This is a genomic window from Nocardia sp. IBHARD005 (assembly GCF_052814245.1).
This window is the reverse complement of record NZ_CP199935.1, coordinates 1,018,550-1,044,401: the sequence shown is the minus strand read 5'-3', so window position 1 is coordinate 1,044,401 and position 25,852 is coordinate 1,018,550. Positions and strand designations below refer to the sequence as shown.

The 25,852-nt window shown below is 68.0% G+C and carries 21 protein-coding genes; 11 read left to right on the top strand and 10 right to left on the bottom strand.

The features are described 5' to 3' along the window. Positions 1–4: 4 nt before the first annotated feature. Both ACTWPB_RS04740 and ACTWPB_RS04735 read right to left on the bottom strand, forming a co-directional pair. A complete protein-coding gene (locus ACTWPB_RS04740; RefSeq protein WP_378929110.1) occupies positions 5–640 on the bottom strand; it encodes a response regulator in 636 nt (211 codons plus the stop codon). A gap of 110 nt (positions 641–750) precedes the next feature. Then, complete coding sequence (locus tag ACTWPB_RS04735) at positions 751–2,157, bottom strand: ATP-binding protein (protein ID WP_446226235.1); 1,407 nt, start codon at positions 2,155–2,157, stop codon at positions 751–753. A 752-nt stretch (positions 2,158–2,909) separates the two neighbouring features. Between ACTWPB_RS04735 and ACTWPB_RS04730 the strand changes: the two genes are divergently transcribed. From ACTWPB_RS04730 to ACTWPB_RS04710, 5 genes are all read left to right on the top strand, one after another. Beyond that, the gene (locus ACTWPB_RS04730; RefSeq protein ID WP_446224479.1) at positions 2,910–3,539 is read left to right on the top strand and encodes an MspA family porin; all 630 of its coding nucleotides are present in this window, start codon (positions 2,910–2,912) and stop codon (positions 3,537–3,539) included. 100 nt (positions 3,540–3,639) lie between these two features. After that, positions 3,640–7,440, top strand: a complete 3,801-nt coding sequence (locus ACTWPB_RS04725) for an NACHT and WD repeat domain-containing protein (RefSeq protein ID WP_446224478.1) — start codon at positions 3,640–3,642, stop codon at positions 7,438–7,440. A 65-nt stretch (positions 7,441–7,505) separates the two neighbouring features. Continuing rightward, positions 7,506–9,272 carry a PspC domain-containing protein gene (locus tag ACTWPB_RS04720; RefSeq protein ID WP_446224477.1) on the top strand — a complete coding sequence of 589 codons (1,767 nt, stop codon included), beginning with the start codon at positions 7,506–7,508 and terminating at the stop codon, positions 9,270–9,272. Continuing rightward, on the top strand, positions 9,265–9,477 hold the full coding sequence (locus ACTWPB_RS04715) for a hypothetical protein (protein ID WP_446224476.1): 213 nt from the start codon (positions 9,265–9,267) through the stop codon (positions 9,475–9,477). Before ACTWPB_RS04720 ends, ACTWPB_RS04715 begins: the two co-directional genes overlap by 8 nt. A 404-nt stretch (positions 9,478–9,881) precedes the next feature. Next, a complete protein-coding gene (locus ACTWPB_RS04710) occupies positions 9,882–10,682 on the top strand; it encodes an anti-sigma factor antagonist (RefSeq protein WP_446224475.1) in 801 nt (266 codons plus the stop codon). A gap of 66 nt (positions 10,683–10,748) precedes the next feature. Here the strand turns inward: ACTWPB_RS04710 and guaA are convergent, their stop codons facing one another. Further along, entirely contained in the window at positions 10,749–12,323 is a 1,575-nt protein-coding gene (guaA, locus tag ACTWPB_RS04705) for a glutamine-hydrolyzing GMP synthase (RefSeq protein WP_446224474.1), read from the bottom strand. A 131-nt stretch (positions 12,324–12,454) separates the two neighbouring features. Here guaA and ACTWPB_RS04700 point away from each other — a divergent pair, with 131 nt between their 5' ends. Then, positions 12,455–13,255, top strand: a complete 801-nt coding sequence (locus tag ACTWPB_RS04700) for an alpha/beta fold hydrolase (protein ID WP_446224473.1) — start codon at positions 12,455–12,457, stop codon at positions 13,253–13,255. Here the strand turns inward: ACTWPB_RS04700 and ACTWPB_RS04695 are convergent. Together ACTWPB_RS04695 and guaB are read right to left on the bottom strand one after the other, a co-directional pair. Further along, entirely contained in the window at positions 13,252–14,478 is a 1,227-nt protein-coding gene (locus ACTWPB_RS04695) for an IMP dehydrogenase (RefSeq protein WP_446224472.1), read from the bottom strand. The genes ACTWPB_RS04700 and ACTWPB_RS04695 overlap by 4 nt on opposite strands. 276 nt (positions 14,479–14,754) lie before the next feature. Next, complete coding sequence (gene guaB / locus ACTWPB_RS04690) at positions 14,755–16,299, bottom strand: IMP dehydrogenase (protein ID WP_378921926.1); 1,545 nt, start codon at positions 16,297–16,299, stop codon at positions 14,755–14,757. A gap of 223 nt (positions 16,300–16,522) precedes the next feature. On the opposite strand from guaB, the gene ACTWPB_RS04685 reads away from it, so the two are divergent. Continuing rightward, positions 16,523–16,936, top strand: a complete 414-nt coding sequence (locus ACTWPB_RS04685) for a DUF5319 domain-containing protein (RefSeq protein ID WP_022567296.1) — start codon at positions 16,523–16,525, stop codon at positions 16,934–16,936. A gap of 183 nt (positions 16,937–17,119) precedes the next feature. On the opposite strand, the gene ACTWPB_RS04680 is transcribed toward ACTWPB_RS04685, so the two are convergent. From ACTWPB_RS04680 to ACTWPB_RS04670, 3 genes are all read right to left on the bottom strand, one after another. After that, positions 17,120–18,226 (bottom strand): anti-sigma-D factor RsdA, encoded by a 1,107-nt coding sequence (locus tag ACTWPB_RS04680; protein ID WP_446224471.1) that lies wholly within the window; start codon positions 18,224–18,226, stop codon positions 17,120–17,122. Further along, positions 18,219–18,797, bottom strand: a complete 579-nt coding sequence (locus ACTWPB_RS04675) for a sigma-70 family RNA polymerase sigma factor (protein ID WP_378921924.1) — start codon at positions 18,795–18,797, stop codon at positions 18,219–18,221. The genes ACTWPB_RS04680 and ACTWPB_RS04675 overlap by 8 nt, the downstream gene beginning before the upstream one ends. A gap of 156 nt (positions 18,798–18,953) precedes the next feature. Further along, the gene (locus ACTWPB_RS04670) at positions 18,954–19,787 is read right to left on the bottom strand and encodes a hypothetical protein (RefSeq protein WP_446224470.1); all 834 of its coding nucleotides are present in this window, start codon (positions 19,785–19,787) and stop codon (positions 18,954–18,956) included. Positions 19,788–20,408: 621 nt separating this feature from the next. Between ACTWPB_RS04670 and ACTWPB_RS04665 the strand changes: the two genes are divergently transcribed. The 3 genes from ACTWPB_RS04665 to ACTWPB_RS04655 all read left to right on the top strand — a co-directional run bounded on the left by ACTWPB_RS04665 (position 20,409) and on the right by ACTWPB_RS04655 (position 21,720). Further along, entirely contained in the window at positions 20,409–20,702 is a 294-nt protein-coding gene (locus tag ACTWPB_RS04665) for a WhiB family transcriptional regulator (protein WP_022567299.1), read from the top strand. A 147-nt stretch (positions 20,703–20,849) separates the two neighbouring features. Continuing rightward, positions 20,850–21,467, top strand: coding sequence for a sigma-70 family RNA polymerase sigma factor (locus ACTWPB_RS04660; protein ID WP_378921921.1), 618 nt, complete (start codon positions 20,850–20,852; stop codon positions 21,465–21,467). A gap of 1 nt (position 21,468) precedes the next feature. Next, positions 21,469–21,720: an RskA family anti-sigma factor gene (locus ACTWPB_RS04655; protein ID WP_446224469.1), complete on the top strand. Its 252-nt coding sequence runs from the start codon at positions 21,469–21,471 to the stop codon at positions 21,718–21,720. 329 nt (positions 21,721–22,049) lie between these two features. On the opposite strand, the gene groL is transcribed toward ACTWPB_RS04655, so the two are convergent. Continuing rightward, complete coding sequence (groL, locus tag ACTWPB_RS04650; protein ID WP_446224468.1) at positions 22,050–23,660, bottom strand: chaperonin GroEL; 1,611 nt, start codon at positions 23,658–23,660, stop codon at positions 22,050–22,052. 84 nt (positions 23,661–23,744) lie between these two features. Then, a complete protein-coding gene (gene groES, locus ACTWPB_RS04645) occupies positions 23,745–24,044 on the bottom strand; it encodes a co-chaperone GroES (protein ID WP_056818214.1) in 300 nt (99 codons plus the stop codon). A gap of 351 nt (positions 24,045–24,395) precedes the next feature. Here groES and ACTWPB_RS04640 point away from each other — a divergent pair, with 351 nt between their 5' ends. Continuing rightward, positions 24,396–25,823, top strand: a complete 1,428-nt coding sequence (locus ACTWPB_RS04640; RefSeq protein ID WP_446224467.1) for an Hsp70 family protein — start codon at positions 24,396–24,398, stop codon at positions 25,821–25,823. The last annotated feature ends 29 nt before the right edge of the window (positions 25,824–25,852 follow it).

The following is a 25,852-nucleotide window of genomic DNA, read 5'->3' as shown; positions in this document are numbered from 1 at the left end:
CGCTTCACTCGATGCGGCGCCGATGCGCCCATCGAGTCAGCGCGTTCCGGTTCGACTGTTGTGTCTTACGAAGCACATTCGACGCGTGCGTCTCCACGGTCTTCACCGAGATGAACAAGGATTCGGCGATCTCCCGATAGGTGTAACCACGCGCCAGCAAGCGCAGCACCTCCAGCTCACGCGGGGTGAGCGAGTCCAATTCGGGATCCAGTGGCGGCTCGGGAACCGGTGAGCGCCCGGTGAACGAGTCGAGCACGAACCCGGCCAGCCGCGGACTGAACACCGCGTCCCCGCCCGCGACCCGGCGGATACCGTCGGCCAGCTCGGCACCGGAAATCGTCTTGGTGACATATCCGCGCGCCCCCGCCCGGATCACCGCGATCACATCCTCGGCCGCGTCGGACACGCTCAACGCCAAACACACCGGCCCCGCGGCGATCCCGCTCAGCACCGCCACTCCGCCGCCATCGGGCATGTGCACATCCAGCAGCACCACGTCCGGCTTCGCGGCATCGATCCCCGCGACCGCCTCTGCCACCGCCCCGGCCTCACCGACGACCTCCATATCGGTCTCCCGGCTCAGCTCGGCTCGCACCCCCGAGCGGAAGACCGCGTGATCGTCGACCAAGAACACCCGCACACTCACTACCAGACTCCTCGTTCGAACCGTCTCGATCGACCTGCTGTCATCGGTACCACACCGCGGTGTCCGGGCGTCGAAATCGGCTCGGGTTGGGTGCGGTCGCGCGCTCAGCGATCGGTGGGATGGTCCCGCGTCGGCGTGCGGTCATCGGGGCGGGGCGCGGTGGCGGCAGTGTCGGCCTCGGGCCGGTCGACCCGGGTGCCGGAGTCGATAGGACCTGCGTCCGATCCCGATGTCGCGTCGTCGCTCGCGACCTCCTCCGGCTCGGAGGTCCCGGAGTCGGTGCGCGGCATGACAATCCGGACCTCGGTGCCACGCCCGAGGGTCGAGTCGATCTCGGCGGTGCCGCCGCGGCGCTCGATCCTGGCGCAGATCGACTTGGCCACCCCGCGCCGGTCGGCGGGCACCGCCGACACATCGAAACCGGCGCCGCGGTCGCGCACGAAGATGCTCACCTGGTGGGGTTCGGTCTCGGCGAACAGGTCGATCTCGGGGGAGTCGGCGTGTTTGGCGGCGTTGACCAGCGCCTCGCGGGTGGCGCCGAGCAGGGCGGTGAAATGCTCCTTGGGCAGGCCGGCGCCGGTGTCGCCGGGATCCATCGCGACATCGCCGACGGTGACCGGGGTGACCTTCACCCCGTGCTGGTCCTCCACCTCGCCCGCGATGGTGCGCAGCGCGGTGGCCAGGCTGGACTGGGCGGGCGCGGTGTCGTCGAAGAGCCACTTGCGCAGTTCGCGCTCCTGGCTGCGAGCCAGACGAAGCACCTCCTGGGGGTCCTCGGCCTGACGTTGGATCAGCGCGAGCGTTTGCAGCACCGAATCGTGCAGGTGGGAGGCGATTTCCTCGCGTTCCTCATTGCGGATGCGGGCGCCGCGCTCGGCATTGAGCGCGCGGACCATGCGCAACCACAGCGGCACCGTGAGCAGACCCGCGCCGACCAGGGTGACCGCCACCGCGATCAGTGCCGACCCGAGCGAACTGAGATCGATCCTGGCCAGCACCACCACACCGAGCCCGACCACGATCAGCGTCGCCCCGGCCACGATGCGCGACCAGGTGACCACCGAGGGTCGCGCGGGCAGCCCGAACAGGGCCCGTGGCCCCGGCGCGGCGACATCGTATTCGCGCCACACCAGCGCGGCGCCGACCGCGACCACCACGATCGGCGCGATCACCTTCGCCGCTGTCCCCTGGAACAGCCACCCCACCGTCACCGCGAGCCCGAGCCCGAGCAGGGCCAGCCCGATCGCCTGCCTGCGCTCGTCACCGGTGGGTTTCACGGCGTCCGCGCCACCAGGAGTGAAGATCCACAGCAACCCGTACGCCACCAGCCCCGCACCGACCAGCGCGGACAGCAACACGAACGCCAGCCGCACCTTGATCACATCGACACCGAGATGGTCGGCCAGACCACCCGCGACACCCCCGACCACCCGCCCACCGCTGCGGCGAACCAGGCGCGGGGTCTGCGGCACCGGCGCGCCCATCGGCTCAGGACCGGGGACGGGCAGCATGGGCCGATAGCCACGGGGCACGCCATAGCCCTGCGGATACTGCGTGTAACCCGGCGCGGTCCGGTACTGCTGCGGGGGAATGTATGGCTGCGGCGGCCCATAAACCACCGGCTCACCCCCGAACGCGCGCGCTACGAAACGATGCGGACCGCGCAGCCGGTGCCCACCGAACCACGGATTCGCCGCGGCCCCCGGCCCATCGGAGGGCCCCGCCGATCCGCCGGGCACATTCGAATGGCCGGGCGCGGCGGCAGGCGGATACCCACTCGCGGCAGCCATCGGCACACGAGCCGCCGCGGCCGTCGCTGGGTTACCGACCCCCGGCTGGTGGCCGAGCGCGGAGTTCGGGCCGCGGGTCGCGTTGTTCCCCGGGACACTGCCGTACCCGTAGGGGTACCCCTGGGTGGCGTCGCGGGCGGGAACAGACGGATCCATGCTCTCGATAGTGGCACGCGAGACGGTGTGCCGACATCAGGAAAGTCCCTGATCTCGTCCCCGATGTCGACGATCCGGCCCTGACCTGCGCGGCAGCTGTCCGGTCCGGACAGAAATCAGGTCCTACCTGGGCGTATGCCCGATCCGGTGGCGGACCGCGACGACCGCACCGGACCGCCGGACCGGAAACCCCACCCCAGGGTCCTCAACAGGTCCTTTAAGCCGATGCGCGGTCGCTCCGAAAGCCCGGCCGCACAGGCTCTTCCTACGTTGATGGCGGGCCGGAACTGCGGCCGCCGCTTCAGGGGAGGAACTACGTGAACATCATCACCACCGTGCTGGGTGCCGCCACTATCGGACTGAGCACCCTCGGGATGACACCGATCGCTTCGGCGACGCCGATGGCACCGCACGAGAAGACCTACCACGGGCCCGCGGGCTTCGAACTCACCCTCGGCCATACCGAGGAGTCCTACCGGCTGGTCCCCCCGCTCAACGCGATGCCGACCAATCGTGAGGTGTTTCTCGACAACACCGCCTACGTCACCGCACCGCCCGGCGCGACCGGTGAAATCACCTCCGGCTATCTCGTCGCCTGCGCGGTGGACCTGACGCTGTCGGTCGGGCTCGACGGTGGCATCTCGGTGGACGCGGGGGCGAGCATCGGGTTCGGCTCGTCCGGTCCCGATGCGTCCGCCGACATCGGTCCGTCGATCTCGGCCGGTATCGATCTGAGCCTGTCGCTCGCACCGGGCGAGATCAAGAAGATCGACGTGGGATCGATGTCCCTCGGTGCGGGCACCACCTATCTGGTGAACCGCGACTTCCATCTGATGGTGGGCAACTGTGGTGGGCCGCTCAACATCTATTCGTGGGCGACCGTCACCGCGAGCACCGGACAGGTGAGCGCGACGAACTCGATCTTCGGCGACACCATGTTCCTGTGAGCCGACCCGGGACCCGGCCAATCGCCGGGTCCCGGCCGAGCCGAATACCATGTCCCTCAGTCGTTTTCATCGAACGGGGGGTTCCTTGACCATCAGTGATATGCAGAGCTCTTCGCCGCGTGCGCATTTCGCCCAGCGGTTCGCCGAACTCTATGCGGCAGCGGGCAATCCGACCTTGCGTCGAGTCGCAGCGGCCACCGAACGTCGGATGCGCGGCGCCAAAGCGGGCACACCGTCACCGCAGCGGATCAGTGATTGGAAGGCCGGGCGCAATGTGCCCGCTCGCTTCGAATCACTACTGCCGGTAGTCCTCACACTCGTCGAGATGACCGAGAAGTCCCAGCGCGACCTTCCGCGCGCACTGGCCGATCCGCACGAATGGCGACGGCTGTGGCAGGAGTCGGTCACCTGGACCGCGGCCGCGGGCGACGGCGAGACCTGCCCATACCCCGGCCTGCGGGCCTACCTCCCCGAGGAGCACACCATGTTCTTCGGACGCGAGCAGGCCACCGCCGAATTCGTCGAACTGGTCCGCGCTACCACCGGCATCGTCGTATTGATCGGCGCGTCGGGCGCGGGCAAGTCCTCGCTGCTGGCGGCGGGCCTGCGACCGGCGATCGACCTGCCCGCCGCCACCATGACACCGGGTGCGACGCCGACCGCCGGACTCGCCGCGACGCTGACCGACGACCTGCGGGTCCTGATCGTCGACCAGTTCGAGGAACTGTTCACCCTGTGTCAGGACGAGGCCGAACGGGTGGCATTCCTGGCGACGCTCGCCGACCAACCCGATTCGCCGACGGTCGTGCTGGCGCTGCGCGCCGACTTCTACGAACGATGCCTGCACTATCCGATATTGCGGAACAGCTTGCAGCGCAACAACTACCTCCTCGGCGCGATGTCCATGGACGAGGTGTCGCACGCGATCACCGGACCAGCGGCCGCCGCCGGTCTCACCCTCGAACCCGGTTTGGAAGAGCTGGTGCTCACCGAACTGCGCGGGCTCGGCGGGCACCTCAGCACCGACGGCTACGACCCCGGTGCCCTGCCACTGCTGTCACATGTGATGGCCGCGACCTGGCAGCAACGCGAAGGCCGCAAACTCACCGTCGCCGGTTACCGCAAGACCGGCGGGGTGGCCGGGTCGGTCGCCGAGACCGCCGAACTGGCCTGGAGCGAGCTCACCGCGGCGCAGCAGGACGCCGCGCAGGAGTTGCTGGGCTCGCTCGTCACGGTCGGGCAGGACGCGCGCGACACCAGACGAACCGTCGACCGCGCCGAATTGCTCGGCCGCAGCGGCGATCCCGACGCCACGGCGCAAGCGCTCGAAGTGCTGGCGGCCAGCAGGCTGATCGCTCTCGACGCGGGCTCGGTGCAGTTCTCCCACGAGATCGTGCTGACCGCATGGCCCCGGCTGCGCGGCTGGATCGACACCGACCGGGTCGGGCATCTGGTGCGTCAGCGGCTCGAGCACGATGCAGCCGAATGGGAAGCAGCGAAACATGATTCGGCGCTGTTGTATCGCGGCACCCGGCTCGACAATGCGACCGAACACACCGGAGGTGCCCCGATCAGTCCGCGGGTGCGCGCCTTCCTCAAAGCATCGCGGCGGGCCGTCCGGATCGGTGGGCGCTGGCGGATCGGGGCGATCGCGGTGGTGCTCGCGCTGCTTGCCACCGGTGTGATCGCCGTCGACCGCAGCAGGCTCGCCGATCAGCGTGCACTGGACCGCGACTACGCCGAACTGGTGGCCGCGGCCCACCGGACCAGGAGCAGCGACCCATCGATCTCGGCCCAGTTCCTGTTGGCCGCGTATCGAATCCGGCCCGACGATGCGACGCGCACCCAGCTGTTGAACAGCCAGGATTCACCGCTGGCCGTCACCGTGCCCGCCCACGAGCGGGGCGTCTCCGTGCTGGCTTATCGCCCGGCCGACGCGCTGCTGGTCTCGATCGACTACGTGGGCGACACCGCCTTCTGGGATCTGCGCGATCCCGCACGACCGCGCCGGCTCACCACCTCGCTCGGCACGAGGACCGACCACCTCGAATTCGTCCCTGGTAGCTCCGACGCGGTCACCATCGGTAATTCCGGTACCCAGCTATGGGATCTCGCCCGCCCCGAGTCTCCCCGTCTGATCAACACACTCGATACCCTCCGCGGCGACACGATCGCCGTCGATCCGAGCGGAACGCGACTCGCCGAACTCGACGGCTCGACGCTCACCCTCTGGGACATCCGCGATCGGTCACGGCCGTCGCGCACCGCCACCCGTGCACTGTCCGGTGACAACCACACCGTCGAATTCGGTCCAGGCGGCATGCTGCTCGCCGTCGGCACCGTCACCTTCGAAGCCGACAGTCCCGACACCGTGCAGTTGTGGGACACAACGGCCGCGCGTCCCCTCGGCCCGCCGATCTCCACGACGGGCAGAGACGTCCTCCGAGCCGTCGCCCTCAGTCCGGACGGCACCCGGCTGGCCATCGGCACGCACGGTTCGAAGGGCGCTGGCAGCGCACCGTCCGGCCAGTTCGAACTCTGGGACATTACTGATCCGCACCACCCGCGCGCCTTCGCCTCGACCCGAGTCGACAACGATGCGCTGGCCTCTATCACTTTCCACCAGGACGGAAACCTCCTCGCCACCGGCTCGGACGAGGCCGCACGACTGTGGAACATCGCCGACCCGGACCAGCCGATGCAAGCAGGCCCCACCCTGTCAGTGAGCCCGGCCGCCTGCCCACAGGCCCGGGTTTCCCTGTGCAGCGGCGGGCCGACGTCGTTGCTCTTCATCCCCGGCGAACCGATACTCCTCGGCGCGGGACACGACGGACTGCTGCGCACCTGGACACTGCCCCGATCGACGGTCGACGTGATTCCCAGCATGCCCTCGGGTCCGACGTTCGATCGAACCGGCGATCGGATGGCCATGCTGGCCCGGACCGGCGACGTGGTCGTCTGGGACACCACCGATGCCCGTCGCCCGGCCCGGCTGACCACGATTCCGGGCGCACCGGGGCTGTCGAACCTGGCGCTGAGTTCGGACGGACACACACTGAGCCTGCACGACCTGATGGGCAATCGACGGATCGTCTACGGCCTCGACGATCCACGTCATCCGCGCCCATTGCCCAACTGGCCGACCGGCGAGGCCGAGTACTCGACGATCCAGGGCAACCGGATGCTGCTGACCTTCACCGACTCGGTCCAGATGTGGGATGTCACCGACCGCAGCGCGCCCAAGCCCCTCGGGCCGCCGATCACCGCGCGGGTCGGGAAGGTCATCGGTGGCAGCTTCAGCCCGGATGGCAGCCTGGTCGAAGTGGTAATCTCCGACCGCCGTGGCGACTGGGATGATCACCTCTTCCTCCAGATCTGGAATCTGGACGACCCGACGCGCCCACGCTTGATCACCGAAACCGACGTGGAACCCTCTACCGTCCCACAGTCCCAATTCCTGCCCGACAACCGAACCATCGCCCTCACCAAGGGCGATCACTTCGGCCTGTGGGATACCGACGCACCGGAGAGGTTCATCGCGCTCAACGACGCGGTCCGCACCGAAATCGGACCGATCAGCTGGATATCGGCGTCAGCGGACGGCACCGAGCTGGCCGTGTCGAGTGACGACGGCACGACCGGCCTGTGGAACCTCGACGACCCACACGCACCGCGAAAGTACAGCGGCCCGCTCGGGCCCGCCGACGGCCGCTACCGGCAGGTGACCATGCACCCACGCGGCGAACAGCTCATGATCGTCACCGACAACGGCCAGCTCGGCGTGTGGGACCTCGACGCCGAGACCGTCGCCACCCGGATCTGCGCGTCCACCGGCCAACTCACCGAAGCCGTCTGGCGCGGTCACATCGCGAACGTGCCCTACCGCTCCCCCTGCCCCTGAACCCGGGAAATTCTCAGGGTTACCCCCGATGTGCGAAAGGGGTCGCTCGGCACACCATGGATGGCATGAGCAGAACGAGCTTCGCCGACCAGGTTCACCAGATGTGGCAGACGCGGCCCGTCCGGCTGCCTCGGCAGGGGCCGATCGCCGGGGTGTCGGCGGGGTTCGGGTTGCGGTACGGGGTGGATCCGGTGCTCGTGCGGGTGGCCTTCGTGGTGTCGACGATCTTCGGTGGGGCAGGGATCATGCTGTACCTGCTGGCCTGGCTGGTGCTCGGGTCGGCGGGGAACGAGGTGTCGGCGGCGCAGGCCTTGTCGGCGCACGATCGGGGGTCGCATTCGCAGACCAAGACGATCGTGCTGATCGTCGCGCTGGCTATCTCCGTGTCGACCATGGGGCCGATCGGGCTGGGGATGGGCGGGGCCGGAGTGGTCAGCCTCGGACTGATGCTCGCCGGCTGGTGGATGCTGTATCTGCGTCATCCCGAGCTGCCGGCGGGGTTCGATGCCTACCGCGCTCCGCTCGGTACGACGGGCTACCCGGGTGCGGGCTACCCGACCGGTGGCCCGGTGCGCGGCTATCCGTACAGCCCGGAAGTACCGCCGACCGGGATGTACACGCCCTACACCAAACTCCCCGACGCCTACGTCCCCGATCCGGTGACGACGGTCATCCCCCGCGCCGAAAACCGCACGGCTACCGCCGAATCCACCCCGCTGCTGCGTGTCGACGCCACCGAGACGGTCGTCCTGCACAAGGACATCGACGAAACCGCCGCGGATTCGGACGACACCGCCCGGATGCCGACAAGCTCGGCCGCGCTGGGGGAAGAGGAGTCGACGCCAACGGTTCGGATCGAGGCCGCCTCCGTTACCGCAGGCGCAGCGGAGGCGCCGGATTCCAGCGCACCCCGGGCCGTCACGAGCCCGACCGCGGGAACAGTGGATCCGATTCGCCCGGTTGATGATTCGGCCGCACCCATCGATCTCGGCAAGCGCGCGGACAGTACCGAGGCCGAGATCGTCGAGGTTCCTGACGAGACCACGTCGCCCGTCGAGGAACCGCGCGCGGAGGAGACCGGCGCAACCGCGGTTCTGCACAAGAACCGACCCGGAACACTCTCTCCCGCACCGGAACCCCCGCGCATCAACGCGCAGGTGCCCAACGGCTGGGACCCGCTCGCCGTGGCGCCACTGGCCTGGGAACTCCCGGAAGCGGTACCCCACTACGCACCCGTCGCACCACCCGTCGCGCCGAAACGTCCACGCTCCCGGCTGACTCCGGTCACCATCGGCCTGGCGATCCTGGCCGCGGCACTGGCAGGTGCCGCAGCGGCGTCGGGCGTCGAATGGATGACCCCCGCGCGAATCGCGGCATTCGCCTTGGCCGTGGTCGGCCTCGGCCTCGTCGCGGGCGCGTTCCTGCGGCGCGGATACGGGCTGCTGGTACTCACCGCCCCGCTGGCCGGGTTCGTAGTGCTTGCCTCCCTGATCGGGCCGATCGAATTCGACAGCGCCACCATGGGCGACCACACCTGGACACCGGTCGCCATCACCGAACTACAGCCGAGCTACGCGGTGAACATGGGCTCGGGCACGCTGGACCTGCGCGGGCTGAACCTCACCGAATCGCGCAGCGTGGAGGTGTCGGTGAACATGGGCGAGGCCAACGTCCTGCTCCCGGCGGACCTGACCGTGAAAACTACTTGCGAGGTCGATATGGGCGAATCACACTGCACCGATGGCATTTCCGGGCCGAACACCCCCGGCGCCCCGGTTCTCGATCTGCGCGTCGCCGTGCACATGGGTGAGGCGGCGGTGCATCGTGGCTGAGCAGAAAAGCGTCGAGACTCGGCGCCGACCCGCGTTCCCCCTGCTGATCATCGGCCTGATCGCACTCGCGGTGAGCGTCTGGGCACTACTTGGCGCACCCACCCCCGACGGCGGCGGGATCCTGCCCATCGGCTGGAGCGTGGTGATCGCGGCCATCGTCATCGGCCTGTTACTCACGCTGACCCCCAGCCGCAAACACCACTGACCGAAGGACAACCCCAGAAACCAGCAATGGCCCGTCACCGTGACGGGCCATTTCTGTATACGGGACCAGTTGAAAGACAAGGGCAATGGACAAATCCGAGAAGCAACCGGAAACCCCACTGGCGAAGGTCCTGCCACCAGCCACCCACCGACCGCACACCGGCGGCTTCCTCCTGGGCAGGCTCCTGCTCAGCCGAGCGCGACCGTCCTGAACCCTTCACCGCGTCGAACAGTCCCGCCCGAACCATGCGCCAGAACGGGATGATTCGGGCATCTACCTGCAATTATCCTCTACACCAACGGTTTGCGAACACCACAACCTGTCAGCTACTTTGTGGCCATGGCAGGCATCCCGATGGGTGAGCGGTTGCGAAGCGTGACTCCGACATCCACCGAGAGCAGCCGGTGATCGACATCGAAAATCAAGCCATCGCACTCGATCTGGTCATCAACGGACCAGACCAGATCGCCCAGGCCTCGGCGGCGGTCGATGCCGCGCTGTCGACACTGTGGCCGGACACGGTGATCGCGAATCGGATGACCCTCGCCGTCCACGAGGCCATCGTCAACGCCGTCCGCCACGGCAATCGCGGCATTCCCCTGGCAACCGCCGAGATCACCCTGCGCGTCATCGGCGACGAACTGGTGGTCGAAATCAGTGATCAGGGACCGGGATTCGACCCCGCACAGGTGCCGAACCCGCGTCTACCGGCGGCACTGCGGTTGCCGCACGGGCGCGGCGTCCTTCTCATGCGCACAGCGATGGACTCGATGTCGGTTACCACAAGCCCCGCAGGAAGGTTCGTCGTCACCCTGCGGACCGTGCTCCCGGCCGGGAGCACGAACACCACAGCGAGGAGAACACCCATGAACGTCGAAACGCGTGTGATAGACGGAGTTACGGTGGTCGACTTGTCCGGGAAGCTCACCATCGGGGTCGGTGACGTCAAGCTCCGTGAAGCAGTTCAGGGACTGCTCACCGACGGCCGTAAGAAGATCGTGATGAACCTCAGCGGCGTGACCGTCATCGATTCCTCCGGGCTGGGGGTACTCGTCGGCAGCTACACGTCCGCGACGAGGTCCGATGCCCTGCTCAAGCTGTCCGACGTGCCGCCCAAGGTGCGGGACATTCTCCACATTACGCAGCTGAGCACCGTGTTCGAGACCTTCGACAGCGAGAGCGACGCGGTCGCCTCTTTCGCCTGACCCAGGCGCGGAAACGACGAGGCGGTGCCGACCCCTCGGGTCAGCACCGCCTCGGCGGAAGTCAGCTCACTCCCACTCGATGGTGCCCGGCGGCTTGCTCGTCACATCGAGGACCACGCGGTTGACGTCGGCCACCTCGTTGGTGATCCGGGTCGAGATCCGTTCCAGCACGTCGTAGGGCAGCCGGGTCCAGTCCGCGGTCATCGCGTCCTCGCTCGACACCGGACGCAGCACAATCGGGTGACCGTAGGTGCGGCCGTCGCCCTGCACACCGACCGAGCGCACGTCAGCCAGCAGCACGACCGGGCACTGCCAGATCTGCTTGTCCAGACCGGCGGCGGTGAGCTCCTCGCGGGCGATGGCGTCGGCCTGGCGGAGCAGCTCGAGCCGGTCGGCGGTCACCTCGCCGACGATGCGGATGGCGAGGCCGGGGCCGGGGAAGGGCTGGCGGGCAACGATTTCCTCGGGCAGACCGAGTTCGCGGCCGACCGCGCGGACCTCGTCCTTGAACAGCAGGCGCAGCGGCTCGACCAGGTCGAACTCGAGGTCGTCGGGCAGGCCACCGACATTGTGGTGGCTCTTGATGTTCGCGGTGCCGGTACCGCCGCCGGATTCGACGACGTCCGGGTACAGGGTGCCCTGGACCAGGAATTCGACCTTCGGGGCCGCACCCGCGGCAGCGCCCTCCTCGAGCACGATGCCCGAGACCGCGTCCTCGAAGGAGCGGATGAACTCGCGCCCGATGATCTTGCGCTTCTCCTCGGGATCGGAGACGCCCTTCAGTTCACCGAGGAACTTGTCCACCGCGTCGACGGTCACCAGCTTGGCACCGGTCGCGGCGACGAAGTCCTGCTGGACCTGCTCGCGTTCACCGGCCCGCAGCAGACCGTGGTCGACGAACACACAGGTGAGCCGGTCACCGATCGCGCGCTGCACCAGCGCGGCGGCCACGGCGGAATCGACACCACCGGACAGACCACAGATGGCGTGGCCGTCACCGATCTGCTCGCGCACACTCTCGATCAGCGAATCGGCGATATTGGCCGGGGTCCACTGCGCGGGGATGCCCGCCAGCTCGTGCAGGAAGCGGCTGAGCACCTGCTGGCCGTGCGGGGAGTGCAGCACCTCGGGGTGGTACTGGACGCCTGCCAGCCGACGCGCGCGATCCTCGAACGCGGCGACGGGAGCGCCCGCGGTGGTGCCGGTGACCTCGAAGCCCTCGGGGGCGTCGGTCACCGCGTCACCGTGCGACATCCACACCGGCTGGATGGTCGGCAGGCCGCCGTGCAGCACACCGCCGTCGATGTTCAGTTCGGTGCGGCCGTATTCGCGGGTGCCGGTGTGCGACACGGTGCCGCCCAGCGCCTGGGCCATCGCCTGGAAGCCGTAGCAGATGCCGAACACGGGCACGCCGAGATCGAACAGCCGCGCGTCGAGTTGCGGTGCGCCCTCGGCATACACGCTCGACGGACCACCGGACAGGATCACCGCCAGCGGCTGCTTGTCGGCGATCTCTTCCACTGTCATCGTGTGGGGAATCACCTCGGAGAACACCCGCGCCTCACGCACCCGTCGGGCGATCAGCTGGGCGTACTGCGCGCCGAAGTCGACGACGAGGACCGGTCTCTGAGTATCTGCCACCGCCACAGTTTAGTGACGGGGTACGACGAGCAAGCAGCGGGCATCGCCGGAGCCGGATGCGCGGTAGTGACTGGGCACGACGCACCCCCAATGTTGGGCGTGGCGCGGTGGCTCTGGCTATCCTCGTGCTCGTGCCATTCGCCCGCGCGATCGATGCCGACATCTACTACGAGGACAGCGGTGGCACGGGTCCGGTGGTGTTGCTCGCCCACGAATTCTTCATGGACCGCACGATGTTCGCCTCGCAGCAGGCCGCACTCGCTCCCGAATTCCGGATTGTCGCCTGGGACGCGCGCGGTCACGGCCGGACCAGAGACCAGCGATTGCCCTTCACCTACTGGACCGCGGCGCGTGACGCGCTGACCGTGCTCGACTCGATCGGCGCCGAACGCGCCATCGTCGGCGGGACAGCGCAAGGGGGCTTCACAGCATTGCGGACCGCGCTGGTCGCGCCGGAACGGGTCGCCGCGCTGATCTTGATCAGTACCGAGGCGCACGGGCCGACCCTTGACCAGTCCACCGCCACCCAGCGGTTCCTCGACGAGTGGCACGACCGCAGCTCCCGCGAGGAAGCCGCGGGCCGCCTGGCCGACTGGCTCATCGGCGACGATACCCGGCACCGCGACATCTGGACCCGCCGCTGGGTCGGCGACGCCCACAGCGGGCTCGACGCCGCCGTCGGCTGCCTGCTCGGGCGCGATTCGGTCCTCGACCGGCTACGCGAGATCACCTGCCCGGCACTGATCATCCACGCCACACGCAGCGGTATCGCGGGCGATCGGGCCCGCACGCTGGCCGACGGGCTCACCGCCTCCACCCTCGTGGAGATCGATGGCGCCCGCCTGGCCGTCACGATGACCCACCCGGAACCGGTCAATACCGCGATCTCCCGGTTCCTGAAGGATCGGGTCTCACTGACCCACGTTCGTTAGCGGACGCTCAGCCCGACCTTCTGGAATTCCTTGAGGTCGGAGTAGCCGGCCTTGGCCATCGAACGACGCAGGCCGCCGACCAGGTTCAGCGAGCCGAACGGGTCATCGGAGGGGCCGTAGAGCACGCGCTCGAGGCTCGGGCGGGTCACCGCGCCGTCGGGACCGTCGAGCCAGGCCTCGTCGACCGGCAGGAACGAACCGCGCGGCACCGAGGGGTGCGCGGTGGCCGAGGGCCAGTACCAGCCGCGACCGGGCGCTTCGGCCGAGGCCGACAGCGGCACACCGAGCATCACGGCGTCGGCACCACAGGCGATGGCCTTGGCCAGCTGACCCGAGGTGGCCACGTCACCATCGGCGATGACGTGCACGTAGCGGCCGCCGGTCTCGTCGAGGTAATCGCGACGGGCCGCGGCCGCATCGGCGATCGCGGTCGCCATCGGGACACCGATGCCGAGCACCTCGCCGGTGGTGGTGGCGCCGGGGAACGAGCCGTAGCCGACGATGACGCCCGCCGCACCGGTGCGCATCAGGTGCAGGGCGGTGCGGTGATCGCTCACGCCACCGGCAACGACCGGCACATCCAGCTCGGCGATGAAGGTCTTGAGGTTGAGCGGCTCGCCAGCGCGAGCGACGGGCCCGGAGGAGGCAGCGCGCGTAACCACGGAGGGCCCCGTGGACGCTGCGAGGACACTGTCACCGACGTGCTCGGCGGAGATGATGGTGCCCTGCACGACCAGCAGGTCGACACCGGCCTGGAGCAGCGCGGGGGTCAGCGCACGGGCGTTCTGCGGGCTCACGCGCACCGAGGTGGTCACCCCGGCCGCACGGACCTGGGCGACGGCGGCGGCCAGCAGATCGGGCTGCATCGGCGCGGCGTGCAGTTCCTGCAGCAGCGAGATGGCCTTTTCGTAACCCCCCTTGTCGACCAGATCCAGCAGCTGGTCGATCTTGGCCTGCACGTCGGCGTGGCGCGCCCACAGGCCCTCGCCGTTGATCACACCGAGGCCGCCCTGGCGACCCAGCTCGATCGCGAACTCGGGCGAGACCAGTGCGTCGGTGGGGTGCGCGAGCACCGGGATCTCGAAACGGTAGGCGTCGAGCTGCCAGGCCAACGAGACCAGCTTCGACGACCGCGTCCGCCGCGAGGGCACGATATCGACGTCGTCGAGCTCATAGGTCCGACGGGCGACCCTGCCCATACCGATTTCGACCATGTCACGCACAGTTGCCTTGCTTTCTGCGCGCTGGCGCGCGCGTGTTCGCGGCCCCGAGGGGTCGTCGGTCAGTCACCGCGGCTTGCTCCTTCGTCGCCTACGCCGCGGCGCCTGACCGACGACCCGGCCGCGAACCGGCCACTTCGTGGCCGCCGCTCCGCGAGGTCGCCGGTGGTGGGGACGTAGTTTTCGAAGGTGGCCATGTCAGGTCAGCCTTCGCTATCGGCCTGCGAACCACAAGCACATGCGTAGCCAAGTGGTCCGCGACAAACGCATCTATTGTACTCAGCCGCGCCCGGAGTAGTTCGGGGCCTCGACGGTCATCGTGATGTCGTGCGGGTGGCTCTCCTTGAGACCCGCCGCGGTGATCTGCACGAACTGCGCGCCCTGGAGGTGCTCGATGTTCTGCGAACCGGTGTAACCCATCGCGGCGCGCAGGCCGCCGACGAGCTGGTGGATCACCTGGTTGACCGGGCCACGGAACGGGACGCGGCCTTCGATGCCCTCGGGGACGAGCTTGTCCTCGGCGAGCACGTCGTCCTGGAAGTAGCGGTCCTTGGAGTACGACTTCGCCTGGCCGCGGCCCTGCATGGCGCCGAGGGAGCCCATGCCGCGGTAGCTCTTGAACTGCTTGCCGTTGACAAGGATCAGCTCACCGGGCGACTCGGCCGTGCCTGCGAGCAGCGAGCCGAGCATCACGGTGGACGCGCCCGCGGCGATGGCCTTGGCGACGTCGCCGGAGTACTGCACACCGCCGTCGGCGATCACCGGCACACCGGCGGCCTTGCAGGCGGCGACGGCTTCGAGGATCGCGGTGATCTGCGGCGCGCCGACACCGGCGACCACACGGGTGGTACAGATGGAGCCGGGGCCCACACCCACCTTCACCGCGTCGACGCCCGCCTCGACGAGCGCTGCCGCACCCGCACGCGTGGCGACATTGCCGCCGACGATCTGGATCCGGTCACCGACCTCGGCCTTGACCTTGGCGACCATCTGCAGCACCTGCGACTGGTGGCCGTGCGCGGTGTCGACGATCAGCACGTCGACCCCGGCGTCGGCCAGCGTCATGGCACGCGACCAGGAGTCCTCGCCGACACCGATCGCGGCACCGACCAGCAGGCGGCCGTCGCGGTCCTTGGTGGCGTTGGGGTACTGATCGGTCTTGACGAAGTCCTTGACCGTGATCAGCCCGCGCAGGCGGCCGTTGCCGTCGACGATCGGCAGCTTCTCGATCTTGTGGCGGCGCAGCAGACCCAGCGCGGCCTCGGCGGTGACACCCTCACGGGCGGTGATCAGCGGCGCCTTGGTCATCACCTCGTCCACGCGGCGGTCCTGATCGACCTCGAAACGCATGTCGCGGTTGGTGATGATGCCCACCAGCGCACCGGTCTCGTCCACCACCGGCAGACCCGAGATGCGGAAGCGGGCGCACATGGCGTCGACCTCGGCGAGGGTATCGGTGGGACGACAGGTGACCGGATCGGTCACCATGCCCGCTTCGGAGCGCTTCACCGTCTCCACCTGGGCGGCCTGATCGGCGGCCGATAGGTTGCGGTGCAGCACGCCCATACCGCCTGCACGCGCCATGGCGATGGCCATGCGCGCCTCGGTGACGGTGTCCATGGCCGAACTCACCAGCGGGGTACGCAGGGTGATGTCCCTGGTCAGCCGGCTGGACGTCTCGACCGAGCTGGGGATGAGATCCGAGGCGGCAGGCAGCAACAGCACGTCGTCGAACGTGAGGCCGAGCATGGCGATCTTGGTCGGATCGTCGCCCCCCGTAGGAGGGCGCACCGCGATTCGTTCGCCCGACACGGGATTACTCATTCGGATCGACCCCTCCTGGTCGTCATAGCTACCGACGCGACTGAACACAATGCGTCGGTGCTCGAGCGGAAAAAAGCTTTCGGATGGTCGGCAAGAACAAAGTCGCCGACGCCTGCATTCCATGGTATCCGGCGCCCGGACACGCCTGTGAAGTGAGCCCTTCCGCAAAACTTGCCCGGTGCATCGCTGGCGCGATGCACCAAGTACTGCGTACCGTGGGGATGTGCGTGACCATCTACCACCTGGCCTGCCGCCGGATCCCTTCGCCGGAGACCCCTCCGACCCGTCTGCCGCGCTCGATGCGATCGAGCCCGGTGAGCCGTTGGATCCTCACGAGCGCCTAGCGGTCGAGGAAGATCTCGCAGACCTCGCCGTATACGAAGCCCTGCTGGCCCATCGCGGCATTCGCGGCCTGGTCGTCAGCTGTGAGGATTGTCGGCAAGATCACTACCACGACTGGGACATGCTGCGGGCAAACCTGCTGCAGCTGCTCGTCGACGGCACCGTCCGTCCGCACGAGCCCGCCTACGATCCCACCCCTGAGGCCTACGTCACGTGGGACTACTGCCGCGGTTACGCGGACGCGTCGATGAACGAGGCGTTCCACGGCGACGGGTTCGACGGGTTCGACAACTGAGCTCTGGCGGCGACTCGGCACAGCTGAGCCTGTCGTAAGGCCCCGCTCCCCCGCTCCCGGTCACGCGTGCGTGGGGGATGACGGGGGCCCGCACCGACAACGCCCCCGAACAACGACGAAGGCCCCGAACCTGTTCGGGGCCTTCGTCGTTGGTTCAATTCATCGTTGCTCAGAGAGCGTCGCTCAGGAAGACGGCACGCGCGGCGGCGCGGGCACGATCGTCACCGCGGGCGGCACCTGCAAGGTGGGGGGCACAGTCGGGGGCAGCGTTGCCGATGTCGGGACCACCGTCGGCACGATCACGACCGACGGTGGTTCGACGATGGTCGTCGGCGGTGTCGTCGGATCGACCGTGACCGGCGGTCGGGTCACCGGCGGCGCGGTGGTCACCGGCGGTTGCGTCGACTCGACCGGCGGAACGAACGGCTTGGTCTCCGGGCCCGGCGTCTGCAGGATCGCCGGCGGCTGGGTGGACGGATCGGTGGTGCTCTGGCCGGGAGCTGTCGGTGCCACCGGCGCGGTGGTGCCCGGGTTGGTCGTCGGGGGGACCTGCACGGGAGAAGTCGGCTTGCCCGCTTCGGACGTGACCGGCGGCAACTGCGCGCCTATCTCCGGCGCGACCTTCACCAGCTGATCACGAAGCAGGTTCCAGCGCGCGATCAGATCCTCGCGCTTGCCCTTGTCGTCGACCTGGCCCGCGTTGGCCGAAGCCTGTTCCAGCCTGGCCTTCGCCTGTTCCGGATTGCCCGAGGTGAGCAGGTTCTCGGCGGCCAGCAGATCCTCGTCGGCGTACTGTACGACGGTGGACTGCGCCTGCTCGCTGAACACGACCTCCTTGACCCGCCACAGCGGATCGCCGGGAGCCGCGCTGTAAGCGAAGGCCGTAATACCGCCGAACACCAGCGACAATGCCGCTGCTGCCCCGAAAATCGGGCGGACCAGCCGTAGACGTCCGCGCGAGGAAGCTCCGACTCGAACCTGCCGCGCGCCGATCTCCTGATTGACCGCTGCGAACACGGTGTCCAGATCAGGGCCCGCGGGCATCGGCTCGGCCAGAAGGTCGGCCCGCCAATCCGCGAGTAACGACGCCAGCTGGAACTCTTCGGGACTGTCGGTACGCACCGGACCATCGCTGGCGATCGCGTCGATCAGCGCATCATCGCTGCGCACCGCCGCAATGTCGACCGGTCCGGAGTCACCGGCATCCTCGGCGGCGTAGGGACCGCTGTTGTGCGATCCGCGCTGCCACACTTTCCGGTCGCCTGGACCGCGCTCGCCATCCCTAGCCATACATTTCACCTGCCCTCGCCACTTGTGACTTCAGTTTCGCGAGCGCCCTGTGCTGGGCAACCCGTATCGCCCCCGCCGTGCTGCCCACGGCGACTGCGGTTTCCTCTGCTGACAGACCCATGACCAAGCGCAGGATCAGGATTTCTCGATGCTTCTCGGGGAGCGTTGCCAGCAGCGTGTTCATCTGCCTGCTCGTCTCCGAGTCGAGAGCCCGCTGTTCCGGTCCCTGGTCGGTGGATATGACATCTGGTACTTCGGCCATCGCCTCCGCCTTGTTACGGGCGGCGTTGCGATGGGCGTCGGCGACCTTGTGCGAAGCAATCCCGTACACGAAGGCCATGAAGGGCCGACCCTGATCCTGATAGCGGGGCAGGGCGGTCATCACAGCCATACAGACCTCTTGCGCAACATCGTCCGCGGAGAGCTGTCCGCGCTCCGCGGCTCCGATCCGTGCCCTGCAGTAGCGAACCACCAAGGGACGGACCAGTTCCAATACCCGAGCTAAAGCGGTCCTGTCGCCCTGCGCAGCCGCAGCGACGGCGAGGTCCAACTCTTCGCCCATATGCGTCATCGTCAGAGATTTTCCTGGCGTTACGAGTGGCGCGGCCGGATGTGACCGAGCTTCCACCGAAAAGGCGGAACGGACTAACAATACCGACCCCCGGATCGGTCGCCAGCGGGCGTGGCCGCTTCTCACCGAGCTCTAAGAAAGATCATCCGCAGCGAATCACGCACCCAGCGGGGCGATGTCGCCACCCCAGGCCCGTAGAACGGCGCCATGATCTGCGGCTTCGCCGGCCGCGGCGCGCGCGTGCGCCGGTGCGGCGACTCCCGAGCGCAGCATCGCGGTGGCCCAGCGCAGTGGGAGAAGGCCGTTGTCGCGGCAGCGCGCGTCGACCCGGCCTGCCAGTTCCGCGGACTCGGCGAGGTCACCGGTCGCGGCGGTCGCGGCCGCGACGAGCAGTGCCGATTTCACCTGGTGGCGCACCGAGGGCAGCGCCGCGGCGAGGTCGACGGCCGCGACCGCCTCGCGCAGCGCTCGGCCCGCTTCACCGCAGGCGAGGGCGGTCTCGGCGCGCACCCAATGCCAGCGCACCTCCGCTCGCGGGGGCGCGTCGGCGAGCAGTGGCCGCACGCGGCCGAGCAGTCTGTGGGCCAGGCCGAGCCGGCCGGTGCCGAGCGCGTCGGCGGCTAGCCCCGTATACGCGTCGGCGAGTGCCTCGGCGCGGGCAGCTCCGCGGGCACCGAGTGCGATCGCCGCGGCGCGGCCGTCGAACGCCGCCGCCGCCGCGTGGTCACCGAGCTGGCGCAGCAGCGATCCCCGGGTGCTCTCGACGAGGGATCTCAGGCCGGGATCCGTCGCGGTTCGGGCCGATACCAGCAGGTCAGCACGGGCGGCGGCGTAGCGGCCCTGCCCGCCGAGCGTGACCGCGCGGTACCACCGCGACAAGGGGTCCGCTGGCTCCGGCAACTCCGTAGCGGCCAAGCCGGGATTGGGGCCGAAGGCAGTCGAAACGAGTATTTCGGAACCGATATCCGCGGGTGAGGCCTTTGTCTGCACGACGAGACTCTAGCCGCCACCGGTCCGGGACGGTTCGCGTGTTATGGCGCCGGAACGCCTATCCAGCAAACAAACAGCATTTATCGCGAGCGCCGATGTTGCCATCAGGTAAATCTCCGCTCCCCGATGCAGCTCCCGCAAAGTCTCGAATTCACATGTGTTCCGCGCAATTAACCTTCGCGCCCCGTTTACGCCATCTACGCGCAGTCCGCCCGCGAGGACCGTTGTGATCCGGCACACCCGCTCACGAGGAGCACCCTCCGCGCGAACCGGGCCCCTACCGGCGCGACCTGGGAAAACCGAGGGTGTCCGGGAGACAGGAAGACACCCGATCCATAGCCAACCAAACAGTATGGAGGGATCGGGTGTGAAATGTAAATAGTGAGTAGGTTAAATTTCAGCGTTGCAGATTTACTGAACTCATGCGCCGAACTATTGACGGAATTTCCCGCCTGCACCTAACGTAGCTCATCGCCACGGTTGGCGCCGCGCGAAATCGCAGCGACCTCCGAGCGGCACCGTCAGGCACCGTCGAGCCGGCCACCCATCGTCGGGTGGCGCGAAGACCTGCCGCACCACTCGCTCGACAACGCCGACGAGCTCTCGCCTCAAGGAGTTCACATGCCCATGCCCACCCACCTCCCCGGACCGAACGCCGATGTCTGGGACTGGCAGATGCGTGGCTCGTGCCGCGGTCAGGACTCCGCGGTCTTCTTCCACCCCGACGGCGAACGCGGCCGTGCCCGCACGGCGCGTGAGATGCGCGCCAAGGAGATCTGCCGGGCCTGCCCCGTCCTCATGCAGTGCCGGACCCATGCCCTCAAAGTCAGCGAGCCCTACGGCATCTGGGGTGGCATGTCCGAGACCGAACGCGAGATGCACGCCCGCCGCAACCGGCGCCGGATGGCCGTCTGAGACCTCACCGAGCCCGTCTGGTGGGGTTGGCAAATCCGTTCCAATCCGCTGACCGTGGCGCGCCGAATCCCTAGCAAACAGCTGGCACCCGAATAAAGACACCCCCGGTCGCGGGGAGGTCATAGCCTCGGGCTAGATTCGTGACCGATGACACAGAATGGGTTCCGAAGCGAAGCCTTTCCACCGAGCGTGGATTCTGCGGTTACCGCACGCGCGGCAGAAGGAGTCGAGCTAGCTGCACTGCTGGAACGATGCGGTCTGTCCGACCAGCAGGCCTTTGCCGAGCTGTACGACCGAACGTCCGCGCGCGTTTTCGGCCTGGTCCTGCGGGTGCTCCACGACCCCGGGTACGCGGAGGAGACCACTCAGGAGGTCTATCTCCAGATCTGGCGTACCGCCACGAGTTTCGACCCCGCGAAGGGGTCGGCGGTGACCTGGCTGATGACGCTGGCGCACCGGCGCGCGGTCGACCGGGTTCGCGCCGAGCAAGCCCATACCCAGCGCGAGGTCGCGTACGGGATCCGGGTGCTCGGCCACGAATTCGACGAGGTCACCGAGGAGGTGGAACGCAGACTAGAACAACAGGCCGTCCAGCGCGGACTCTCGACCCTCACCGAGACTCAGCGCGAGGCGATCTCGCTCGCCTACTACGGCGGGCGGACCTACGCGGAGGTAGCTCAATACCTCGGCATCGGATTACCGACCGTTAAGTCCCGAATTCGGGACGGATTGACACGACTGAAGAAAAGTTTGGGGGTGACGTGAGATGAACGAAGCCCAGATCGATCTCGCGCACACCGTCGCGCTCGGATTGATCGACGACGAAGACCATCACGCGATCCAGACCATCATCGATACCGAAGACCCAACCCTGTGTACCGAGTTCCTGCGAGAGCTGCGCTGTACCCGCGCAGTGCTCGCCGAACTCGCGTCCGCAACCCCCACCCCACCGCCTCCGTCGCTGCGCGGCCGTTTACTGGCCGCGCTCGAGGCCGAAGATCCGCCGGTAGCCAGCTAGCGACAAACGAAAGGCCCCCAGATCGCACAAGCGATCCGGGGGCCTTCGTCGTAGACCGACCAATACCTACCAACAAACCCAGCCCGCACCCGCGACCCCGAGGGAGCGGCGGCCACGCAGTGGCCGGTCGCGGCCGGGTCGCGAGTTAGGCGCCGTTGCGTAGGCGACGAAGGAGCAAGCAACGGCGCCTAACTCGCGGCCCCTCGGGGCCGCGACTCGAGCGCGCCAGCGCTCCAATAAACACAGCGTTAAACCTGCCTGGGACTACCGAAACCACAAAGGCCCGCCGCTGACGCAAGGTCAGCAGCGGGCCTCAGTCATTCACAACCTCAGTGCGAGTGACCGTGGTGGCCGTGGTCGTCGTCGGCCTCGGCCGGCTTCTCCACGATGGCGCTCTCGGTGGTCAGGATCATCCGCGCGACCGAGGCGGCGTTCACCACGGCGGAGCGGGTCACCTTGACCGGGTCGACGACACCGTCGGCGAGCAGGTCGCCGTAGGTCAGGGTGGCGGCGTTGAAGCCGTCCTTGCCCTCGGAGACCTTGGCGACGACAACCGCGCCGTCGAGACCGGCGTTGCTGGCGATCCAGTACAGCGGCGCCTCGAGGCCCTTGCGAACCACCTCGACACCAACAGCCTTGTCGCCGGTGAACGAGTCACGCAGCTCGACCAGCGCGGCAGCGGCGATAACGAGTGCCGAACCACCACCGGGGACGATGCCCTCCTCGACCGCGGCCTTGGCGGCGGCGACCGCGTCGTCGACGCGGTACTTACGCTCCTTGAGCGCGGTCTCGGTGGCAGCGCCGACCTTGATCACCGCGACGCCACCGGCCAGCTTCGCCAGACGCTCTTCGAGCTTCTCGCGATCCCAGTCGGAGTCCGAGGCCTCGATCTCGCGACGCAGCTGCGCGCTGCGGCCCTTGATCTCGTCATCGGAGCCCGCGCCGTCGATCAGCACGGTCTCGTCCTTGGTGACGACGACGCGACGCGCCTGACCGAGCTGCTCGATGGTGGCCTCACGCAGGGTCACGCCGAGATCGGGGTTGATCACGGTGCCACCGGTGACGACGGCCAGGTCGTCGAGGAACGCCTTGCGACGGTCACCGAAGAACGGCGCCTTCACCGCGACGGCCTTGATGGTCTTGCGGATCGAGTTGACCACCAGGGTCGACAGCGCTTCACCGTCGACGTCCTCGGCCACGATCAGCACGGACTTGCCGGACTCGGCGATCTTCTCCAGCAGCGGCAGCAGATCGGGCAGCGAGCTGATCTTGTCGCGGTGCAGCAGGATGTAGGTGTCCTCGAGGACGGCCTGCTGGGTCTCGGGGTCGGTCTGGAAGTAGGGCGAGAGGTAGCCCTTGTCGAACTGCACACCCTCGGTGATGACGAGCTCGGTGTTCGTGGTCGAGGACTCCTCGACGGTCACGACGCCGTCCTTGCCGACCGTGGTGAGCGCCTTGCCGACCATCTCGCCGATTTCGGAGTCCCGCGAGGAAACGGTGGCGACCTGGGCGATGGCCTTCTCGCCGGAGACGGGGGTGGCCAGCGCGAGCAGCACCTCCGACACCTTCTCGGCGGCAGCGGCGATGCCCTGGCCGAGGGTGATCGGGTTGGCGCCCGCGGCGACGTTCTTCAGGCCGCCGCGCACGAAGGCCTGGGCCAGCACGGTGGCGGTGGTCGTACCGTCGCCCGCGACGTCGTTGGTCTTGGTGGCGACGCTCTTGACGAGCTGTGCGCCGAGGTTCTCGAAGGGGTCCTCGAGGTCGATCTCACGCGCGATGGTGACACCGTCGTTGGTGACGGTCGGGCCACCGAAAGCCTTGGCCAGCACCACATGCCGGCCGCGGGGGCCGAGGGTTACCTTGACGGCGTCGGCCAGCTTGTCGACACCGCGTTCCAGAGCCCGGCGAGCCTTTTCGTCGAACTCGATCTGCTTGGGCATAAGAGGATTCAGCTCCTGTTTGTGAACGCAATCCGCCCCGGGCCTGTGAAGACGCCGGGGCGGAACGCTGATGCGGCGTTGGCCTTACTTGGTGACGACGGCCAGGATGTCGCGCGCCGAGAGGATGAGGTATTCCCCACCCTGGTACTTGATCTCGGTGCCGCCGTACTTGCTGTAGATGACGACGTCGCCTTCCTTGACGTCGACCGGGATGCGGTCACCCTTATCGGTGACGCGGCCCGCTCCGACGGCAATGACGGTGCCCTCCTGCGGCTTCTCCTTGGCCGTGTCCGGGATGACCAGGCCGGAGGCCGTCGTCGTCTCGGCCTCGTTGGCCTGGACGAGGATCTTGTCCTCGAGCGGCTTGATGTTCACGCTCGCCACGTTGAGCCCTCCACTTTCAGGGGAAATTCGGTTGTCCGGAACTGGTGTCCCGGACCGGTTTCGGTCAGCTCGCGACCCTGCGCACAGCCCCGTCGTCGCGGGTGCCGGAGCCGAAGCCCAGAAGTCGACTTGACACAAGTACAGCTACACAGTGCCGACTAGCACTCTATACGCGAGAGTGCCAGCACTCAAGGTCGGGTTCTGCCGATGTCGCATTCTCGACACGCCCACACTGGCCAGTGATCTTCACATCGCCTGCCACAATCTGTAACGTTCGCATAACAGGCTGTGACATAGCACAGGAAGGCGCCATCCGCTCGGAGAGCACCATCAGCTTGAAGGGAGGTGAACATGCGAACATCCCTCGGCATCTCGGCCGGGAACGAGGTGGTGTGCTCGGCACTGGTCGCTACCGGGCCCGCGGGCGAGCAGACTTTCGACTACCGCGTAGTTTCCGCCGATGAGGCACATTCCGACCTCGGCGATCTCGTGGCGTCCTCGATCGAGTTGATGACCACCCAGTTACCGGTTTCCCAGGCCTCGATGGCAGGCGAACCGCTCGGGCGCTATTCCGGCGGCCACCGTCGCGCCGAGTCGGCCCGTTCACGGCCACCGACCAGCGTCGCCGTCGCCTACCGCAACAAGGAACAGGCACAGGCCATTCGGGCCGCCTGCGCCCGCCACCGTGATCTGCGGTTGGTCACCGAGGGCGCCGCCGCCCTGGCCTACCTGCGCCACACCGGACTGCTCGACCGCTACGCCACTGTCGCCGTGATCGACCTGGGCGCAACCGGACTCACCGTCACCGTCGCCGATTACACCGACAACGTGGTCCTGCACAGCGAACGGACGCCGACGCTGAGCGGCAACGCAATCGACGAGCTGATCTACCACCACCTGGTGGACCTGCACTACGCCCGTCGCGGCACCAGGCCCAACCGCACCACACTGACCAACCGTGGCCGCGCCGCCAAGGAACACCTGTCGCTGGCACCGGTGGTCACCGTCGATCACATCGCGGGGCAGGGGCTCGAGCTCACCCGCCCCGATTTCGAGGAGCTCATCGGCGGCCTGCTGCGCAATATCGCGCTGTTCTCGTCGTCGGTGTTCACCCGTGCGCCGAAGTACCCCGACGCGGTCGCCGTGATCGGCGGGTGCGCCAATATCCCTTGCGTCATCGACATTCTCGACTCGCGCCTCGACGTGCCCGTGCTCACCGTGCCCGACCCGGAGGCGGTGATCGCCAAGGGTGCCGCGCTGGTCGCCGATGCCGCGGCACCGTCCGGTGTGTCCGGCGGCGCGGCCACCGACGCACCGAGTGGCACCTTCGTCAAGGTCGTCGGCACCCTCGTCGGCGCGGTGGTGGTGGTCGGCCTGGTGATCGGCTACGGCGTGCAAGCCGTCACGCCCGATACCCCCGATGTCACTCCGGCCGGTACGAGCAGCACCGTGCGTCAATCCCCCTTACCGTTGGTGCCCTCCCCGGCACCCACCCCCGCCAATCGCCAAAGCACCGAGCGCACGGGCGCCACCAACGCCCCACCGCCCATCGAAGCAACACCCGCGGTCACTACCGGGGCGCCGACCACGAACGCCCCCAACCCCTCCGCGCCCAACGCGACAACGGCTCCCACCCTGCGTCCCGACCCGAATCTCCCGCAGATCCCTTACCCCGAGTCCCCCCTCGGCACCGTGGACAGCGGCTCCTCCGGCGGCGGCAGGCCACAACGCCCCTCCACCCCCAACTCCGTTCCGGCGCTCCGGGTATTCAGCGAGTAGGCCCGAATCTCGGCTGTCGGCGTGAATGG

Bases quoted from the DNA above. Each gene is read 5' to 3' on its own strand.
- ACTWPB_RS04725 (WP_446224478.1), top strand. From the start codon at position 3,640: ATGCAGAGCTCTTCGCCGCGTGCGCATTTCGCCCAGCGGTTCGCCGAA.
- ACTWPB_RS04660 (WP_378921921.1), top strand. From the start codon at position 20,850: ATGACACAGAATGGGTTCCGAAGCGAAGCCTTTCCACCGAGCGTGGAT.
- ACTWPB_RS04720 (WP_446224477.1), top strand. From the start codon at position 7,506: ATGAGCAGAACGAGCTTCGCCGACCAGGTTCACCAGATGTGGCAGACG.
- ACTWPB_RS04655 (WP_446224469.1), top strand. From the start codon at position 21,469: ATGAACGAAGCCCAGATCGATCTCGCGCACACCGTCGCGCTCGGATTG.
- ACTWPB_RS04675 (WP_378921924.1), bottom strand. From the start codon at position 18,797: ATGACGCATATGGGCGAAGAGTTGGACCTCGCCGTCGCTGCGGCTGCG.
- ACTWPB_RS04680 (WP_446224471.1), bottom strand. From the start codon at position 18,226: ATGGCTAGGGATGGCGAGCGCGGTCCAGGCGACCGGAAAGTGTGGCAG.
- ACTWPB_RS04640 (WP_446224467.1), top strand. From the start codon at position 24,396: ATGCGAACATCCCTCGGCATCTCGGCCGGGAACGAGGTGGTGTGCTCG.
- guaB (WP_378921926.1), bottom strand. From the start codon at position 16,299: ATGAGTAATCCCGTGTCGGGCGAACGAATCGCGGTGCGCCCTCCTACG.
- ACTWPB_RS04735 (WP_446226235.1), bottom strand. From the start codon at position 2,157: ATGCTGCCCGTCCCCGGTCCTGAGCCGATGGGCGCGCCGGTGCCGCAG.
- groL (WP_446224468.1), bottom strand. From the start codon at position 23,660: ATGCCCAAGCAGATCGAGTTCGACGAAAAGGCTCGCCGGGCTCTGGAA.
- ACTWPB_RS04665 (WP_022567299.1), top strand. From the start codon at position 20,409: ATGCCCATGCCCACCCACCTCCCCGGACCGAACGCCGATGTCTGGGAC.